The sequence below is a fragment of the Pseudomonas chaetocerotis genome (genome assembly GCF_015712105.2).
GTDB lineage: Bacteria > Pseudomonadota > Gammaproteobacteria > Pseudomonadales > Pseudomonadaceae > Aquipseudomonas > Aquipseudomonas chaetocerotis.
Map to the genome: position 1 here is coordinate 554,769 of NZ_JACFYX020000001.1, position 17,180 is coordinate 571,948.

Annotated in this window: 15 protein-coding genes and 1 riboswitch; of the genes, 10 read left to right on the plus strand and 5 right to left on the minus strand. The window is 63.8% G+C overall.

Annotation, left to right across the window (positions count from 1 at the left end):
* The first annotated feature begins 163 nt into the window (after positions 1-163).
* Positions 164-1,696, plus strand: coding sequence for an AhpA/YtjB family protein (locus H3221_RS02555; protein WP_196476293.1), 1,533 nt, complete (start codon positions 164-166; stop codon positions 1,694-1,696).
* Between the two features lie 65 nt (positions 1,697-1,761).
* Here H3221_RS02555 and H3221_RS02560 read toward each other — a convergent pair whose 3' ends face one another.
* From H3221_RS02560 to H3221_RS02575, 4 genes are all read right to left on the minus strand, one after another.
* Positions 1,762-2,670 (minus strand): metal ABC transporter ATPase, encoded by a 909-nt coding sequence (locus tag H3221_RS02560; protein ID WP_196476294.1) that lies wholly within the window; start codon positions 2,668-2,670, stop codon positions 1,762-1,764.
* Positions 2,671-2,815: 145 nt separating this feature from the next.
* Positions 2,816-3,625, minus strand: coding sequence for an aldo/keto reductase (locus tag H3221_RS02565; RefSeq protein WP_196476295.1), 810 nt, complete (start codon positions 3,623-3,625; stop codon positions 2,816-2,818).
* Positions 3,622-4,797, minus strand: a complete 1,176-nt coding sequence (locus H3221_RS02570; protein WP_196476296.1) for an NAD(P)/FAD-dependent oxidoreductase — start codon at positions 4,795-4,797, stop codon at positions 3,622-3,624. The genes H3221_RS02565 and H3221_RS02570 overlap by 4 nt, the downstream gene beginning before the upstream one ends.
* A gap of 98 nt (positions 4,798-4,895) precedes the next feature.
* Entirely contained in the window at positions 4,896-5,228 is a 333-nt protein-coding gene (locus H3221_RS02575; RefSeq protein WP_196476297.1) for a DMT family transporter, read from the minus strand.
* An 89-nt stretch (positions 5,229-5,317) separates the two neighbouring features.
* Here H3221_RS02575 and H3221_RS02580 point away from each other — a divergent pair, with 89 nt between their 5' ends.
* Positions 5,318-6,205 carry a LysR family transcriptional regulator gene (locus tag H3221_RS02580; protein WP_196476298.1) on the plus strand — a complete coding sequence of 296 codons (888 nt, stop codon included), beginning with the start codon at positions 5,318-5,320 and terminating at the stop codon, positions 6,203-6,205.
* A 43-nt stretch (positions 6,206-6,248) separates the two neighbouring features.
* Positions 6,249-7,514, plus strand: a complete 1,266-nt coding sequence (gene waaA / locus H3221_RS02585; RefSeq protein ID WP_196476299.1) for a lipid IV(A) 3-deoxy-D-manno-octulosonic acid transferase — start codon at positions 6,249-6,251, stop codon at positions 7,512-7,514.
* Positions 7,515-7,679: 165 nt separating this feature from the next.
* Here the strand turns inward: waaA and H3221_RS02590 are convergent, their stop codons facing one another.
* Complete coding sequence (locus tag H3221_RS02590; protein WP_196476300.1) at positions 7,680-9,122, minus strand: TolC family outer membrane protein; 1,443 nt, start codon at positions 9,120-9,122, stop codon at positions 7,680-7,682.
* A 223-nt stretch (positions 9,123-9,345) separates the two neighbouring features.
* Positions 9,346-9,452: riboswitch (TPP riboswitch) on the plus strand.
* A gap of 99 nt (positions 9,453-9,551) precedes the next feature.
* On the opposite strand from H3221_RS02590, the gene thiC reads away from it, so the two are divergent.
* The 7 genes from thiC to H3221_RS02625 all read left to right on the plus strand — a co-directional run bounded on the left by thiC (position 9,552) and on the right by H3221_RS02625 (position 17,162).
* The gene (thiC, locus tag H3221_RS02595; protein ID WP_072423303.1) at positions 9,552-11,435 is read left to right on the plus strand and encodes a phosphomethylpyrimidine synthase ThiC; all 1,884 of its coding nucleotides are present in this window, start codon (positions 9,552-9,554) and stop codon (positions 11,433-11,435) included.
* Between the two features lie 98 nt (positions 11,436-11,533).
* Positions 11,534-12,133, plus strand: coding sequence for an NUDIX domain-containing protein (locus tag H3221_RS02600; RefSeq protein WP_196476301.1), 600 nt, complete (start codon positions 11,534-11,536; stop codon positions 12,131-12,133).
* A complete protein-coding gene (locus H3221_RS02605) occupies positions 12,124-12,576 on the plus strand; it encodes a DUF1249 domain-containing protein (RefSeq protein ID WP_196476302.1) in 453 nt (150 codons plus the stop codon). The genes H3221_RS02600 and H3221_RS02605 overlap by 10 nt, the downstream gene beginning before the upstream one ends.
* A gap of 200 nt (positions 12,577-12,776) precedes the next feature.
* Positions 12,777-13,592, plus strand: coding sequence for a 3',5'-cyclic-AMP phosphodiesterase (gene cpdA, locus H3221_RS02610; RefSeq protein ID WP_196476303.1), 816 nt, complete (start codon positions 12,777-12,779; stop codon positions 13,590-13,592).
* A 61-nt stretch (positions 13,593-13,653) separates the two neighbouring features.
* Positions 13,654-14,265: a YqiA/YcfP family alpha/beta fold hydrolase gene (locus H3221_RS02615; protein ID WP_196476304.1), complete on the plus strand. Its 612-nt coding sequence runs from the start codon at positions 13,654-13,656 to the stop codon at positions 14,263-14,265.
* A gap of 15 nt (positions 14,266-14,280) precedes the next feature.
* A complete protein-coding gene (gene parE / locus H3221_RS02620; RefSeq protein ID WP_192980214.1) occupies positions 14,281-16,179 on the plus strand; it encodes a DNA topoisomerase IV subunit B in 1,899 nt (632 codons plus the stop codon).
* Positions 16,179-17,162: an esterase-like activity of phytase family protein gene (locus H3221_RS02625; protein WP_196476305.1), complete on the plus strand. Its 984-nt coding sequence runs from the start codon at positions 16,179-16,181 to the stop codon at positions 17,160-17,162. The genes parE and H3221_RS02625 overlap by 1 nt, the downstream gene beginning before the upstream one ends.
* The last annotated feature ends 18 nt before the right edge of the window (positions 17,163-17,180 follow it).

Below are 17,180 nucleotides of genomic sequence, written 5' to 3' on the forward strand. Positions count from 1 at the left end.
CAAGGCAAACGATTGAGGCAGGCAAGCGGCGAATTGGCCACTGACCGACGAAAAGGCGCACATTCTACCCAGTTTCCCGTCGATCCGGGCAGCCGCGCGCTTTGCCCGCCCCAGACCGCTCGCTATACTGCGCGGCAACTTCAGTCGACAAGAGCCGTGCTCTGTGAACCGGCCCGCGCCCGTCAAACCCGATAACTTCTTCATCCTCATCTTCCACGCGCTGCGTCAGCGGCGGGTGCCTCTGGTGCTGCGCATCGCCAGCCACAGCCTGTTGCTGGTGGCCTTGGCGATGGTCATCTATGCCTGGGTCATGGGCATGCAGTTCAAGCAGGCCATGCAGCAGCAGGCCGATGCACTGGGCCAGGCGCTGATCACTCAGACGGCGGCCTCGGCCACCGAACTGCTGGTGTCCAACGACATCCTCAGCCTCAACGTTCTGCTGAACAACCTGGCGAAAAACCCGCTGGTGGCTCATGCAGCCATCTACAGCGTGGACAGTCGCATCCTGGCCGAAGCAGGCGCGCGCCCGACACGTAGCGTGCTGGGTGAAAGCGAAGGTTTGTACTCCACCTCCATCACCTTCCAGGAAGTGATGGCCGGACAGTTGCGCATCAGCCTGGACATGAGCCAGTTCCAGCAGCCGATGACCATCAGTCTGCAGAGCATGGGCATCCTCAGCCTGATCCTGCTGGCCCTCACCCTGTCGCTGAGCATGCGTCTCGGCCGGCATATTTCCACGCCACTGCTGCAGATGCGCCTATGGCTGCGCGACCCGGACGATCCTGCGCCGGGCGCCGGGCGCAACGACGAGATCGGTGATCTGGCGCGCCAACTGCAAGCGCGCCTGGTACCTGAAAAACCGGAGCCCGAACAGGAACTGGATGACGAACAACTGCTTGATGACGGCGAGAACTATCTGCACGGAGAAGACGACGAGCGCTTCGACGAGCAGGATGAGATCGCGACCGAGCATGCTGCCTTCGATGAAGCGGACATCAGCGATGAGCATGGCGATGACGAGCAGCTCAAGCCATGGCCCGACACGGTAGAGCCGGATGATCCCTTCGCCGATCTGCGTGACGAATCCGACGCACCTGCACCGGTCGCCAAGACTCCGCGCCGATCGCAAGCCAGCGCCGTACTGGCCATTCAGCTCGGCGCCCAGGAACAGCTTCGTCGCCTGCCACGTACGCGCCTGCTGGACCTGCTGGATCGTTATCGGGGCTGCCTGGAACAGGCTGCCGCGCTGTATCAGGGACAACTGCACACGCTAAAGGATGGCAGCAGCCTGATGCTGTTCCATGAGCGTGAATGCGGTGAGGACTATCTGACCCACGCCATCTGCTGTGGCGAGCTGATGCGCGCACTGGGCCACGCCCTGCAGATCGAGGTCGCCGACAGCGGCATCACGCTGCAGCTGCAGTTGGGGCTGACCCTGGGCAGTGATCTGGAAGAGCTGGGCCAGGCCGACCTGCTGCTCAGCGACAGCGCCCTGGACGCGCTTGCCTTGTCGCAACACAGCCGCAATCTGCTGCTGGTCGAGCAACGCGTCGCGCAAGATGCCCTGGCCCGCCAGCGCGCCCGCATCCGCCCGATTGCCAGCCCGGAAGGGGCCAGCTGCGTGGAGCGCCTGCTCGATCCTTATCCGGCCCTGCTGGAGCGGCAACTGACGCGCATGCGCGAGAGCCGAGTGTGAAAGCGGCGAAGCCCATGTAGGGCGGGTGCAACCCGCCAGACGGCCAACGGCGGGTTGCACCCGCCCTATGCAATGCCCAATGCGCGCCGCTGCGGCGTCTTTACACCGTAGCGCTGCAACCAGTCCTTCCAGCGAATCCGCTCATCTCGTACCAGCCAGCCATCCTGTTCGGCAAAACTCTCCGACAGCCAGAGCCCTCGGGTACTGGCGGGCAGCAGCTCCCCCTTGCGCAGGGTGAACAACCCACCACTGGGCGCACCGCGCTGCAATGCCAGCAAATAGATATCCGGCCGGCGACGCTCCAGACGCGCCACCAGGCGGCCGTCTTCCAGGCATTCGTCGACATGGAACAGGCTCAGTTGCCGAGCATCGCGCGGTAGCTCCAGGCTCAGGTCATAGACCAGCTGCAAGGATGCGGTCGGCAGATGCACGTAGGCACGCGGGCGCTCGAGCAAGGTCAGGTTGCCGCACTGTACCGGCCGGGCGGCGCCGGACAACGGGCTGAGGCGAAAATGGCTCGACTCGCGATAACGTAGCGCGCCCTGATAGGGCGTAGGCAACCAGGTATCGGCGAAACGCCCGCTCAGCCAGCCATCGGCGCTCTCCAGCAGGCACTCCTCGGCGACCTCCTGAATGGCAGTGAGCAACGGGAGGTTGAGTTCATGCGCTGGCACATAGCCGGAAATCAGCTTGAGCACGGTGTCGCCGCGATCCGGACGGCGCTGACGCACCAGCAGCCAGTAGTCGCGTCCATGCAGACGCAGGGTCAGGCGCACCGATACGCCGAGGTTGGCCAGTTCGACGGAAAACCGCGAGTTGTCCGCCACCTTGATCGGGCGGCGACGCTCGAGCATCTGTTGGAAATTCAGTGGCTGTCCCAGGCTCTGGTAGCTCAGGCCATCAGGGCTGGCTTCGACGAACAGCGGCAGGGTCTTGAAGTTACTCGGGTCCTTGCGGATCAGCGTACGCGGCATCTCGACTCCTTGTTCCGGCTGGGCGTGAGGCGGCTCGGCAGCCAGCGCTCACGCGAGGATCAGGTTGAAGCGAAAACCGCTCAAGGCTGCCCCAAGCCGACTATCCAGCACAACCCGAGGCTGTAAGAGGACGTGACCGGGGACCTCAGCGGACGCCCTGCAAAACCGCCGCGACTGTCGCGACATTGGCCGCCAGGTGCGCGGGCGTGATGGTGCCGACGATGGCGCTGCTGACGCCCGGATGAGCGAAGATCAGTTCGAAGCTGGCGCGTACCGGATCGACACCTTCGGCCAGGCAGGCATGGCCGCTGGCCAGCGCCTTCTTGATCAGAATGCCCTTGGCGTGACTGGCAGCGTAGTCCAGTACAGGCTTCTCGCCCTGTTCGCTCAGGTTATAAGTGACCATGGCGCAGTCGCCTCGTTCCAGCGCCAGCAGCCCGCCCTCGACGGTCTTGCCGGAAATGCCATAGCCGAGGATCTTGCCCTCGCGCTTGAGCGCGGCCAGCGTCTCGTACACACCTGTCTCGCGTAGCACGGCGAGATCGTTGCCGTCGGAATGTACCAGCAGCAGATCGATACGGTCGGTCTCCAGGCGTTTGAGGCTGCGCTCGACCGAGAGGCGCGTATGCGCGGGGGAGAAATCGAAGTGCGACAGCCCTTGCTCGAACTCTTCGCCGGTCTTGCTGACGATCACCCACTCATCACGCTGACCACGCAGCAGCGGGCCCAGGCGTTGTTCGCTGACGCCGTAAGCCGGCGCGGTATCGATCAGATTGATGCCCAGATCGCGCGCCTGCCGCAGCAAGCCCCGCGCCTGCGCATCGTCAGGAATGGTAAAGCCGTTGGGGTACTTCACGCCCTGATCACGGCCGAGCTTGACCGTGCCGAGTCCCAGCGGCGAAACCCGCAAGCCGGTGGAGCCGAGTGGGCGATGCAGATCGTGCAGAGTGCTCATGGCAGCAGTGCCTCCCACACCGGCTGGCCCAGCGCTGGGCGCGGCAATTCGGGCAATGCCGCATGGTCAGATGGCTGCAGGTTATCGCGCTGCAGAGCAGCGAGAACGCGGTCAGCGAAGTCCGGCGCCAGCGCCAGCTTGGTCGGCCAGCCCACCAGCAGGCGCTGGTGCTCGGCGAGAAAGGCGTTATCCGGGCGCACCAGGCCCGACTGCGCGGGCTCGGCGCGATCCACACGCAACGTGGCCCAGCGGGTCTGGCTCTGATCGACCCAGGGCAGCAGCGCCGCCATTTCCTTTTGCGCGGCCTGAATTTGAGCGACCTCGTCGCGAGCGACGCCATCAGCTTCAGCCAGGTCGCCACCGAGGTACCAGACCCACTGCCCATCGGCCGCCGGATGGGTGGTCACGGTGACCCGAGGCTTGGGCCCACCACCGAGGCAATGTGCATACAACGGTTTCAGCGCCGGCCCCTTGGCCAGCACCATATGCAGGGGGCGCAACTGCTGTGCGGGCTGTTCGATGCCCAGAGCAGCGAGCAACTCGGCATTGCCGGCCCCCGCGCTGAGCACCACGCGCTGCGCACGAATCTCGCGACCGTCGACGGCCAGCCCACACAGCTCGCCATTGACCTGCAGCGGTTCGATACGCTCGCCGGCCAGCAGGCTGTCGCCGGCCAGTTCAGCCAGGCGTGCGATCAGGCTCGGCACATCGAGCACCAGCTCGGCGAGGCGATAGACCTTGCCCTTGAACTTCGGGTGCTGCAGCGCCGGCGGCAATTGCTCGCCCTTGACCTGATCGACACGGCCGCGAACGGCCTTGCTGGCGAAGAAACTGGTGAGGTTGCCGGCCAGAGTGCCAGGCGACCACAGGTAATGCGCGTCGGAAAGAATGCGCACACCGGACAGATCCAGCTCGCCATTGCCCGCCAGCGCTTCGCGCCAACGTCGCGGCATATCGGCGATGGCCTCGGAGGCACCGGTCAGCGCGCCATGCAGGGCGTATTTGGCGCCGCCATGGATGATGCCCTGTGACTTCAGGCTCTGCCCGCCCCCGAGGCTGCCACGCTCAACCAGAACAGTGGCGAAGCCCTTCTGACGCAAGCGCGCATTGAGCCAGAGGCCGGCGATACCGCCGCCGACGATCAGGACATCGGTGCTGAGAGACTGGGACATGAACGGGCCTCGGCGAAAAACAGGCGCGCAGTATAACGGCTTCAGGCAGTACCCGTAGGGTGTGCCATGCGCACCAAGGCCCTCAGGTACGCACGGCCTCAGTGCCCGGTGGAGCTGGAGAACAACTGGATCACCACCACGCCACTGACAATCAGCCCCATGCCGAGCACAGCCGCCAGATCGAGTTTCTGCTGATAGATGAACATCGCCGCAATGCTGACCAAGACGATGCCCAACCCCGCCCAGATGGCGTAGGCGATGCCCACCGGGATGGTACGCACCACCAGAATCAGCATCCAGAAGGCGATCGCATAACCGCCGATAACCAGCAACAGCGGCAAGGGTTTGTTGAAACCATCGATAGCCTTCATCGAGGTGGTGGCGACCACTTCGGCCGCGATGGCAATGGCGAGATAGAGATATCCGGGCATGATGGCGACTCCTGAAAGATGAGCGCAATTCTAAGTTCTGCCGTGATGGGATAAAGTCATTACCTATCTGCTTTTGAGATAGCTTGGCCATGAACTGGAATCTCGATCAGCTTCAACTGTTCGTCCGTACCGCCGAGAGCCGATCCTTTTCTGCTGCAGCTCGGCAAACCGGACGCGCGCAATCGGCGGTCAGCACCGCCATCGCCCTGCTCGAAAGCGATCTCGGCGTCACCCTCTTCGAACGCAGCAGTGGGCGCCAGCCGCGCCTGACCGAGGCGGGAATCGCGCTGCTGGAGCAGGCCCGCAGCGTGTTGCAGCAGTGCGAGCGACTCGATGGCCGCGCGCTGGGCCTGGCGCGTGGCGAGGAGGCGCGCCTGCGCCTCGCGCAGGACGAAGCCATGCCCTACCAGCCAGTGCTGGCCAGCCTTGAAGCCCTGGCCGAGGCCTTTCCGCTGCTAGAAGTGCAGCTTTCCAGCGGCGCCCAGGGCGACGTGGCGCGCAAGCTGCTGCAACGTCAGGCCGATCTGGGCCTGCTGTTTCATCATGAGCAGATGCCAAGGGAGCTGGAGAGCCAGCGCCTGGGCACCATCGAGATGGTCACGGTATGCAGCCCGCAACACCCGCTGGCCGAGCTCGACAGCGTCGAACGCCGTGATCTGGCCGAACACCGTCAACTGCTTATGACGCCGCAGGACAGCCACTACCCAGGCGGCGAACAGATCAGTCCGCTGGTATGGCGTGCCGACAGCTTCTACGTCATGGCCGAGCTGGTGATACGCAACCTTGGCTGGGCCTGGCTGCCGCGCCATGTGGCGCAGTACCCGACCTATCAGGGCCACCTGCAGGAGCTGCGCAGCGACTGGGCACCGCTGCCGCTGGTGGTGGAACTGATCTGCCGTCGCGACGGTGCGCTCGACCCCGCCGCCAACTGGCTGGCCGACTGCCTGGCGCGCGAACTGCTGCGCCCGCAGGCATGATGACGCTTCCAGCCGATGGCGGGCGGCGATAAGCTGCGCCCCCATGAACAGACTCCTCTACACCCTGCTGCTGCACCTGGCCCTGCCCCTGATTGCCCTGCGCCTGGCCCTGCGTGCGCGCAAGGCGCCGGCTTACGCTCGGCGTATCAACGAGCGTTTCTCCCTCGGCCTGCCGGCGATGACACCGGGCGGCATCTGGGTGCACGCGGTATCGGTCGGTGAAAGCATCGCCGCCGCGCCGATGATTCGCGCGCTGCAAGCGCGTTATCCCGAGCTGCCGATCACCGTGACCTGCATGACGCCGACCGGCTCCGAGCGCATCCAGGCGCTGTTCGGTGAAAACGTGCAGCACTGCTACCTGCCCTATGATCTGCCCTGGGCTGCCGCGCGTTTTCTCGACCGCGCACGGCCGCGTCTGGCCGTGGTGATGGAAACCGAGCTGTGGCCGAACCACATCCATCAGTGCGCCAAGCGCAACATTCCCGTAGCCCTGGCCAACGCGCGCCTGTCCGAGCGCTCGGCACGCGGCTATGCGCGCTTTGGCAAACTCACCGCGCCAATGCTTGCCGAACTGTCGCTGATCGCCGTGCAGACCCAGGCCGAGGCGCAGCGTTTTCTCGATCTGGGCGCTCGCCCTGGCTGTGTGGAAGTCACCGGTTCGATCAAGTTCGACCTGAAGATCGATGCCGAACTGCTGCAACGCGCAGATGCGTTGCGCCAGCAATGGCAAGCAACGACTCGACCTGTCTGGATCGCAGCGAGCACCCATGCTGGAGAGGACGAAATCATTCTCGCCGCCCATCGCCAGTTGCTCAGCAATCACCCTGATGCGCTACTGATCCTGGTGCCGCGCCACCCCGAGCGGTTCAACTCGGTCAATGAACTCTGTCTGAGCCAGGGCCTGTCGACGCGCAGGCGCTCCGCGGGTGAAGCCGTGCAAACCGGAGACCAGGTGCTGCTAGGCGACACCATGGGTGAGCTGCTGTTTCTCTACGCGCTGGCGGATATCGCCTTCGTCGGCGGCAGCCTGGTGGCCAATGGCGGCCACAACCTGCTGGAGCCAGCCGCACTGGGGAAGCCAGTGCTGAGCGGCCCACACTTGTTCAACTTCCTGGAAATCGCCGCGCAATTGCGTGAAGCCGGCGCCCTGAGCGAAGTGGAGAGCGCCGTGCAGTTGGCGGACAAAGTGGCGACGTTGCTGAACGAACCAAGTGAGATACAGCGCATGAGCCAGGCCGGCCTGAGCGTACTCAAGGCCAACCAGGGCGCGCTGGAGCGCCTACTGGAGGGGTTGCAGCGTCTTCTGTAGCCCGGATGCAACCCGGGGAAACGTCATGCTGCTTGATACTCCCCGGATTGCATCCGGGCTACGACTGATTTGGCTCGGCTCAAACACGGGTAGCGCACCCTACGTGGTGCATCGCCGAAATGAAAAGCCCGACGCGAGTCGGGCTTTTTGTTTGCTGCGAAGGAATCAGAAATCCGGATTACCTTGCAGGCGCGACTCGGCGGCAGAAGCCAGATCTGGCGGCAGGAAGTCCTTGTCCGGGTTGTAGTCCGGCTTGAGGAAGCTGCCCAGCGCTTCCAGGTCGGCCGGGCTGAGGGTGCCGGCCGCCTGCTTCAGGCGCAGGTTGTTGAGGATGTAGTCGTAACGCGCGTCGTTGTAATTACGCACAGCGCTGTACAGCTGACGCTGAGCGTCGAGCACGTCAACGATGTTGCGGGTACCTACCTGATAACCGATCTCGGTGGCTTCCAGCGCACTCTGGTTGGAGATGATCGACTGGCGGCGCGCTTGTACGGTTTCCACGTCGGTGTTCACCGCACGGAACAGGTTGCGCGTGTTCTGCACCACCTGGCGACGCAGGCTCTCGCGCAGTTGCTCGGTCTGACCCAGGCGCTGATAAGCCTCACGCACCTGCGAGCTGGTCAGGCCGCCGCTGTACAGCGGGATGTTCAATTGCAAGCCGATGGAGCGCTGTGAGACGTCGCCGCTATAACGTGGCGCACCAAAGGATCCGGAGTTGGTGAAACCCAGGCTGTCGTTATCGCCCTGCTGATAGCTGGCCACGGCATCCAGGGTCGGCGCATGACCGGCCTTGCGCTGGCGCAGATTCTCTTCGGCGGCCGTCACGGCATACAGGCTGGCCTGCAGGTTGAGGTTCTGTGCCGCGGCGGTATCGACCCAGGCCTTGGCATCGTTCGGCGTCGGCGCCAGCACCGGCAGGGTGTGGACGATCCCTTCGACGGCCAGATAATCGCGGTTGGTCAGGGTCACCAGGGCTTCGAAGGCGTCATCCACTGCACGCTCGGCGAGCAGGCGGTTGGCACGGGCCGTATCGAAACCGGCCTGTGCTTCGAGCACATCAGTCTTGTCGGACAGACCGACATCGAAACGTTCATTGGCCTGATCCAGCTGACGCTTGAATGCCGCTTCCTCGGCCTTGGTCGAGGCCAGGGTGTCCTGCGCACGCAACACGGCGAAATAGGTTTCGGCGCTCTGCAGAATCAGATTCTGCTCGGTGGCGGACAACTCCAGCGAAGCCTGTTCGCTGGTGGCCTCGGCAGCTTGCAGTTGGAACCAGCGGTCGGCACGGAACAGCGGCTGACTGAGGTTGGCCTGATAGACCAGGCCGCTGCGCGAGAGGGTCACGCTGGGCGAATCGACTTCCGTACGCGTGTCGCCGTAATTGGCGCCAGCGGACAGGTTGGGCAGCAAGCCGGCACGCGCCTGTGGCACCACTTCGCGGCGAGCCTGATAGTCGGCGCGCGCAGCGGCGATATCGGCATTGTTCTTTGCCGCTTCCTGATACACGGTGACCAGGTCGGTCTTGCTCGACAGCGGGGCCTCTTCGGCCTGAGCCAGGCCCACCGAAGCGGCGGCCACGGCGATTGCCAGGGATAGTCTGCGCAACATGATGGTTGTCGATCCTTGAGTAGGCGGTAATCGGCAAGGCTACGGGTCGCCACGGGCGGGGGTCAAGCGCGCCTTGGACGGCATCAGTCTAGCTGGCGGCAAGCTATGTTGCTCACCGGGAACAATCCGCCATCAGCAGCGCAAGCAGTCGCTTTCCGACGTGCGGGTCGATATTTATTGACCGCCGAGTTGGTTTTATCCCACCAGCTTGTTTAGACTGCCAGAGTTCTTGTCGGGGTGCCCCAAATGCGGGGCTGAGATTGGCAGCTGCCGGATCCCGTTGAACCTGATCAGGTTAAGGCCTGCGTAGGGAACAAGATGTCCTCGCCAGCGTACCGGCGAGTCCTCTCGGCACCGCCCCATGGTGCATCTCGCGCCCTTCGTCCGCTCAGGTTCCAACTCCGACAACCTTCCCCGGAGAGAGCCTTGATGAGCGCACAACAACAAAAGAATTTGAGTGAGTCGGCGCAAGTCGACCAACAGTCGGTACAACCCTTCCCCCGTTCGCAGAAAGTCTACGTGCAAGGCTCGCGCCCGGACATTCGCGTGCCAATGCGCGAGATCAGCCTGGACGTGACGCCCACCGACTTCGGCGGCGAGATCAACGCCCCGGTCACCGTCTACGACACCTCCGGCCCCTACACCGACCCAAACGTCACCATCGACGTGCGCAAGGGCCTGGCCGACGTGCGCAGCGCCTGGATCGAAGATCGCGGTGACACCGAGAAGCTGCCGGGTCTGTCCTCCGAGTTCGGCCAGCGCCGCCTCAACGATGCCGAGCTGTCGGCCATGCGCTTCGCCCACGTACGCAACCCGCGCCGGGCCAAGGCCGGACACAACGTCAGCCAGATGCATTACGCCAAGAAGGGCATCATCACGCCCGAGATGGAATACATCGCCATCCGCGAGAACATGAAGCTGGCCGAGGCGCGTGAAGCCGGCCTGCTGAAAGAACAACACGCTGGCCACAGCTTTGGCGCCGCCATCCCGAAAGAGATCACCCCTGAGTTCGTGCGCAGCGAAGTCGCGCGTGGCCGCGCCATCATCCCGGCCAACATCAACCACGTGGAGCTGGAGCCGATGATCATCGGCCGCAACTTCCTGGTGAAGATCAACGGCAACATTGGCAACTCGGCGCTCGGCTCTTCAATTGAAGAAGAAGTGGCCAAGCTGACCTGGGGCATCCGCTGGGGTTCGGACACGGTGATGGATCTGTCCACTGGCAAGCATATCCACGAAACCCGCGAGTGGATCATCCGCAACTCGCCGGTGCCGATTGGCACCGTGCCGATCTACCAGGCGCTGGAAAAGGTCGGCGGCATCGCCGAAGACCTGACCTGGGAGCTGTTCCGCGACACCCTGATCGAGCAGGCCGAACAGGGCGTGGACTACTTCACCATCCACGCCGGCGTACTGCTGCGCTACGTGCCGCTGACCGCCAAGCGCGTGACCGGCATCGTTTCGCGCGGCGGCTCGATCATGGCCAAGTGGTGCCTGGCGCATCACAAGGAAAACTTCCTCTACACCCACTTCGAAGACATCTGCGAAATCATGAAGGCCTACGACGTCAGCTTCTCGCTGGGCGACGGCCTGCGTCCGGGCTCGATTGCCGACGCCAACGACGAAGCGCAGTTCGGTGAACTGGAAACCCTCGGCGAACTGACCAAGATCGCCTGGAAGCACGACGTGCAGTGCATGATCGAAGGCCCTGGCCACGTGCCGATGCAACTGATCAAGGAGAACATGGACAAGCAGCTGGAATGCTGCGACGAGGCGCCGTTCTACACCCTCGGCCCGCTGACCACCGACATCGCGCCGGGCTATGACCACATCACCAGCGGCATCGGCGCGGCGATGATCGGCTGGTTCGGCTGCGCCATGCTCTGCTACGTCACACCCAAAGAGCACCTGGGCCTGCCGAACAAGGATGACGTGAAGACCGGCATCATCACCTACAAGATCGCTGCCCATGCCGCTGACCTGGCCAAGGGCCATCCGGGCGCGCAGATCCGTGACAACGCCTTGTCCAAGGCGCGCTTCGAGTTCCGTTGGGAGGACCAGTTCAACCTCGGCCTGGACCCGGACACCGCCCGTGCCTTCCATGACGAGACGCTGCCGAAGGACTCGGCCAAGGTGGCACACTTCTGCTCCATGTGTGGACCGAAGTTCTGCTCGATGAAGATCACCCAGGAAGTGCGCGAGTACGCCAAGGAGCAGCGCATCGACGCCGTCGATCTGGATGCCGAGCAAGGCATGCAAGCCAAGGCCGAGGAATTCAAGGCGCAAGGCAGCCAACTCTACCAACGCGTATAACAGGCCGTCATGGAAGCTTGATCTGGCAGCGCTATGCTCGCTAGTGTGACGGGTAACGGGCCGCTGTTTGGCCCGTTACGACTATCTGGGGAGCTTCCATGGGCAAAGACGACATCGACATCATCGAGCGCGAGAACTGCTTTCGCGGCTTCTACCGCCTTGACCGCATCAAGCTGCGCCATCGCCAGTTCGCCGGCAACATGGGCCCGCAGCTGACCCGCGAGCTGTTCGTGCGTCACGACGCAGTGTGCGTGCTGCCATACGATCCGCTGCGCGACGAAGTGGTGCTGATCGAGCAGTTTCGCGTCGGTGCCATGGACAAGAGCGCCAACCCCTGGCTGCTGGAGCTGGTCGCAGGCCTGATCGACAAGGACGAGGAGCCCGAGGAGGTCGCGCGTCGCGAGGCCATCGAGGAAGCTGACCTGCCCCTGACTTCACTCTGGCCGATCACCCAGTACTACCCTTCGCCGGGTGGCTCGGACGAGCGCGTACATCTGTTCGTCGGTCGCTGCAGCAGTGAGGATGCCGGCGGTGTGCACGGCCTGCCCGAGGAAGGCGAGGACATCCGGGTACAGGTGATGCCGCTGGCGGACGCCCTGGCCGCCGTGCGCGACGGGCGTATCGACAACGCAGCCAGCATCATCGCCCTGCAATGGCTGGCGCTGAACCGTGAAGAAGTGCGGGGAATGTGGTCGTGAATCTGCTGCGCGAGCGCTATCGGGTCGACCTGGTCGAGCTGCAAGCGGCTTGCGAGGCCAACTATGCGCGCCTGATGCGTCTGCTGCCGAACATGCGCGAACACTCGGAGAGCCGCCGCGTAGCGCTGAGCCAGGGCGAACACCTGCTCGGTGTACTGGCGCTGGAGGTGCTGGAAAGTTGCCCTTACACCACCACTCTGTGCGTGCGCCAGGAACACAGCCTGCCCTGGCTACCGGTACCGCAACTGGAAGTGCGGGTCTATCACGATGCGCGTATGGCCGAGGTCGTCGGTGCCGAGAACGCGCGCCGCCTGCATATTCGCTACCCTTATCCCAACGCGGCGATGCATCAACCGGACGAAAAGAGTCAGCTCAACCTGTTCCTCGGTGAATGGCTGAGTCATTGCCTGGCCTGTGGGCATGAGCCGCAGCCAGTGATGTAGGCCGACGATCAAGCTTTTTGATGCCTGGCCGATAGCGCGGCGTTGCACTCTGTGAGTGGCCCGCCCAGCCTGACCACTGTCGCGAACAACGGCAAAAAGCGCTCCTGGCGTTTTTTTCTGTGACCTGCGTCCGCTTCCCGGGTTTTCCCTTTACCGCGGCAACCACCATAATTCACCCGATTGTGCCCTAGGAGACGGTCTTGCCGAGCCTGCCCACCCCATCCCCTGATTCCTCGGTACTGCTGGTGCAGTTGTCCGACAGCCATCTGTTCGCCGAAGCGGACGGCAAGCTGCTGGGCATGGATACTTGCGACAGTCTGCAGCGGGTGATCGAACGGGTACAGCAGGAACAGCCGCAGATCGATCTGATTCTGGCTACAGGTGATCTTTCGCAGGACGGCAGCGAAGCGTCGTATCAGCGCTTTCGCCAACTCACCTCAGCCATCGACGCACCAACCCGCTGGCTGGCCGGCAACCATGACGAAATCCCTCCCATGCAGGCCGCCTGCCAGGGCAGCGAGCTGCTGGAGCCGGTGATCGACCTTGGCGCCTGGCGCATCGTCATGCTCGATTCATCGATCCCCGGCGCTGTGCCCGGCTTTCTTGCCGACAGCCAACTCGAACTGCTCGAACGCGCCCTCAGCGAAGCGCCGCAACGTCATCACCTGATCTGCCTGCACCACCATCCGGTCTCCATCGGCTGCAGGTGGATGGAGCCCATCGGCCTGCGTAACCCCGGTGCCCTGTTCGCCGTGCTCGACCACCACCCACAGGTACGCGCCGTGCTCTGGGGACACATCCATCAGGAGTTCGACCAGCAGCGCGGCAATCTGCGCCTGCTCGCCTCACCTTCAACCTGCGTACAATTCGCGCCGGGCAGCGAGGAATTTCAGGTGGACAGTGAAGCCCCCGGCTACCGCTGGCTGCGCCTGCATGCCGATGGCAGGCTGGACACCGGCGTATCGCGCGTCACCGGCATCCATTTCGAAGTGGACTACAGCGTCAAGGGTTACTGATATCTCCCCAATCAGCTTGAAGCTTGCAGCTTGAGGCCCCGGACGAGTAGCCTCCCGCTCCATGACTGCATCCATCCTCTATATACATGGTCTCAACAGCTCGCCAGCCTCGCACAAGGCCAGCCAGTTGAGCCGCGCCATGGCCTATCTGGGTCTGGAAAACCAGTTGCGCGTACCGGCCCTGCATCATCATCCGCGTCAGGCTATGGCGCAGTTGCAGGCGCTGATCAGCGAACTCGGCGCCCCGCTGCTGGTGGGCAGCTCGCTGGGCGGCTATTACGCCACTTACCTGGCCGAACAGCATGGGCTCAAGGCGCTGCTGATCAACCCCGCCGTGCAGCCGCACCTGCGTTTCGAGGGCTACCTGGGCCCGCAGAAGAACTACTACAGCGACGAGACCTGGGACCTTACCGAAGATCACGTCCAGGCCTTGGCCGAACTCGACGTTGCGCCGCCGAACGACCCGACGCGTTACCAGATCTGGCTGCAAACCGGCGACGAAACACTCGACTACCGTGACGCCGAGCGTTACTACCGTGCCTGCGCCCTGCGCATCCAGGCCGGTGGTGATCATGGATTCCAGGGCTTCGCCGAACGCCTGCCGGCAATCTTCGCATTCGCCGGCATTAGCGCCACACTCTGGCGCGATACCGACTTTTCCGCATTCAATTGACGATCAAGAGACCCTATGGCCCAGCAGAACGCCTATAACGCCGATGCCATCGAAGTCCTTTCCGGCCTCGACCCGGTGCGCAAGCGCCCGGGCATGTACACCGACACCACGCGCCCCAACCACCTGGCCCAGGAAGTCATCGACAACAGCGTCGACGAAGCCCTGGCCGGGCACGCCAAGTCGATCCAGGTGATCCTCCACGAGGACAATTCGCTGGAAGTGCTCGACGACGGCCGTGGCATGCCCGTGGACATCCACCCGGAAGAAGGCGTGCCAGGCGTCGAGCTGATCCTCACCAAGCTGCACGCTGGCGGCAAGTTCAGCAACAAGAACTATCAGTTCTCCGGCGGTCTGCATGGCGTCGGCATCAGCGTGGTCAACGCGCTGTCGACTCGCGTGGTGGTCACCGTCAAGCGTGACGGCAATGAATACCAGATGAGCTTCGCCGACGGCTTCAAGGCCAGCGAGCTGGAAGTCATCGGTACGGTCGGCAAGCGCAACACCGGCACCAGCGTGCACTTCTGGCCGGACGCCAAGTACTTCGACTCCTTCAAGTTCTCCATCAGCCGTCTCAAACATGTGCTCAAGGCCAAGGCCGTACTCTGCCCGGGCCTGAACGTCAGCTTCGAAGACAAGGCCTCGGGAGAGAAGGTCGAGTGGCACTACGAGGACGGCCTGCGCTCCTATCTGGTCGATGCCGTCAGCGAGTTCGAGCGCCTGCCGGCCGAGCCCTTCGTCGGCAGCCTGGCTGGCAACAAGGAGGCCGTGGACTGGGCCCTGCTGTGGCTGCCCGAAGGCGGCGACGCGGTGCAGGAAAGCTACGTCAACCTGATCCCCACCGCGCAGGGCGGTACCCACGTCAACGGCCTGCGCCAGGGCCTGCTCGATGCCATGCGCGAATTCTGCGAGTTCCGCAACCTGCTGCCGCGTGGCGTCAAACTCGCCCCGGAAGACGTCTGGGAGCGCATTGCCTTCGTCCTCTCGATGAAGATGCAGGACGCACAGTTCTCCGGCCAGACCAAGGAGCGCCTGTCATCGCGTGAAGCGGCGGCTTTCGTCTCCGGCGTCGTTAAAGATGCCTTCAGCCTGTGGCTCAACGCCCACCCGGAAACCGGCCTGGCGCTAGCCGAGCTGGCCATCAGCAATGCCGGACGCCGCCTCAAGGCCGGCAAGAAGGTCGAGCGCAAGAAGATCACTCAAGGCCCGGCGCTGCCCGGCAAGCTGGCCGACTGCGCAGGGCAGAACCCGCTGCGCTGCGAGCTGTTCCTGGTCGAGGGTGACTCGGCCGGCGGCAGCGCCAAGCAGGCACGCGACAAGGAGTTCCAGGCCATCATGCCGCTGCGCGGCAAGATCCTGAACACCTGGGAAGTGGACGGCAGCGAAGTCCTGGCCAGCCAGGAGGTTCACGATATCGCCGTGGCCGTCGGTATCGATCCCGGCTCCAGCGACCTGAGCGGGCTGCGCTACGGCAAGATCTGCATCCTTGCCGACGCCGACTCCGACGGCCTGCACATCGCCACCCTGCTCTGCGCCCTGTTCGTCCGTCACTTCCGGCCGCTGGTGGATGCAGGCCATGTCTACGTAGCGATGCCGCCGCTGTACCGCATCGACCTGGGCAAAGAGATCTTCTATGCCCTGGACGACGCCGAGCGCGACGGCATCCTCGATCGCCTGGTGGCCGAGAAACGTCGCGGCAAGCCACAGGTCACCCGCTTCAAGGGCCTCGGCGAGATGAACCCGCCACAGCTGCGCGAAACCACCATGGACCCCAACACCCGGCGCCTGGTGCAACTGACCCTGGATGATTTCGAAGGTACCCGCGAAGTGATGGACATGCTGCTGGCGAAAAAGCGCGCCGGTGATCGCAAGAGCTGGTTGGAAAGCAAGGGCAACCTGGCCGAGGTACTGGCCTGATGCGCAATCACCTCCTTGCACTGGGTCTGTTGGCCGGCGTCGCGAACGCCGAGCCGGTGGTGCTGGAAGAGCTGAAGCTGGAAGCCGAATACCCGGTGACGGAAATGCCAGGCGGCAACCTCTCCGGCCTGGCCCTGTGCGGCGAAACGCTGTGGGCGGTTTCCGACCGTGATGACGACCGCCTCTATCAACTGCATCGCGAGGACGGCCTGCTGCGCGCCGAAGCAGAAACCTTCGTCGCCCCCGAACCACCCGAGAACGCTCTGCCCTGGGGCCTGCGCATGCGCAACTGGGCCGCCGGCCTGGCGCGTGGCGGCAAGCTGGATTTCGAGGGAATGTCCTGCGATGCGCAGGGTAACCGCTACCTGGTCAGCGAAACCCGCGCCGCCGTACTGCAGATCAGCAGCAATGGCAATGCGCAGTGGCTCAACCTGCCGACCGGTCTGGTACGCCAGGCGCGCGCCAGCGGCATGCTGCTGCATTTCAACCAGGGCTTCGAAGGCATCGCCATCGACCCGGCGGGCGAACGCCTGTGGCTGGCAGCAGAACAACGTCGCCGCGGCCTGGCCGTGTTGCATCGAAACGGCAGCAGCTGGCGCTGCACGGGCGGCTGCGTACTGACCAGCGAGAGCGGTGACGAGGTATCACCTGAAGCGCTGGGTGGCCAGTTGGCACCCCGTGATTTCTCCGGGCTGGCTTACTTCGAGGAAAAACTATTCACCCTTGAGCGTCAGGCTCATCGGATTTGCCGACGCACGCTGAGCGATGGCGCCGTGGATATTTGCTGGTCATTTGCAGTCGAGGCCTTGAGCGAGCCGCGCCGCTACGCGTCGAACTACGGCATGGCCGAAGCGCTGTGGATTGACAAGGACGGTGCCTGGATCGGCGTCGACAATGGTAGTCAGACCCGCGCCGACGGCGAAGAGCGTCCTATCGTCTGGCGTTTTGCCGCGCCCAAGGGCGGCTGGAGCCGACGTCCGTGAGTGAACAGACACCGGGCC

Excerpts from the sequence above, each read along its gene's own strand:
- H3221_RS02560 (WP_196476294.1), bottom strand. The coding sequence starts at position 2,670 with ATGCCGCGTACGCTGATCCGCAAGGACCCGAGTAACTTCAAGACCCTG.
- H3221_RS02565 (WP_196476295.1), bottom strand. The coding sequence starts at position 3,625 with ATGAGCACTCTGCACGATCTGCATCGCCCACTCGGCTCCACCGGCTTG.
- H3221_RS02570 (WP_196476296.1), bottom strand. The coding sequence starts at position 4,797 with ATGTCCCAGTCTCTCAGCACCGATGTCCTGATCGTCGGCGGCGGTATC.
- H3221_RS02575 (WP_196476297.1), bottom strand. The coding sequence starts at position 5,228 with ATGCCCGGATATCTCTATCTCGCCATTGCCATCGCGGCCGAAGTGGTC.
- H3221_RS02580 (WP_196476298.1), top strand. The coding sequence starts at position 5,318 with ATGAACTGGAATCTCGATCAGCTTCAACTGTTCGTCCGTACCGCCGAG.
- waaA (WP_196476299.1), top strand. The coding sequence starts at position 6,249 with ATGAACAGACTCCTCTACACCCTGCTGCTGCACCTGGCCCTGCCCCTG.
- H3221_RS02590 (WP_196476300.1), bottom strand. The coding sequence starts at position 9,122 with ATGTTGCGCAGACTATCCCTGGCAATCGCCGTGGCCGCCGCTTCGGTG.
- thiC (WP_072423303.1), top strand. The coding sequence starts at position 9,552 with ATGAGCGCACAACAACAAAAGAATTTGAGTGAGTCGGCGCAAGTCGAC.
- H3221_RS02600 (WP_196476301.1), top strand. The coding sequence starts at position 11,534 with ATGGGCAAAGACGACATCGACATCATCGAGCGCGAGAACTGCTTTCGC.
- H3221_RS02615 (WP_196476304.1), top strand. The coding sequence starts at position 13,654 with ATGACTGCATCCATCCTCTATATACATGGTCTCAACAGCTCGCCAGCC.
- parE (WP_192980214.1), top strand. The coding sequence starts at position 14,281 with ATGGCCCAGCAGAACGCCTATAACGCCGATGCCATCGAAGTCCTTTCC.
- H3221_RS02625 (WP_196476305.1), top strand. The coding sequence starts at position 16,179 with ATGCGCAATCACCTCCTTGCACTGGGTCTGTTGGCCGGCGTCGCGAAC.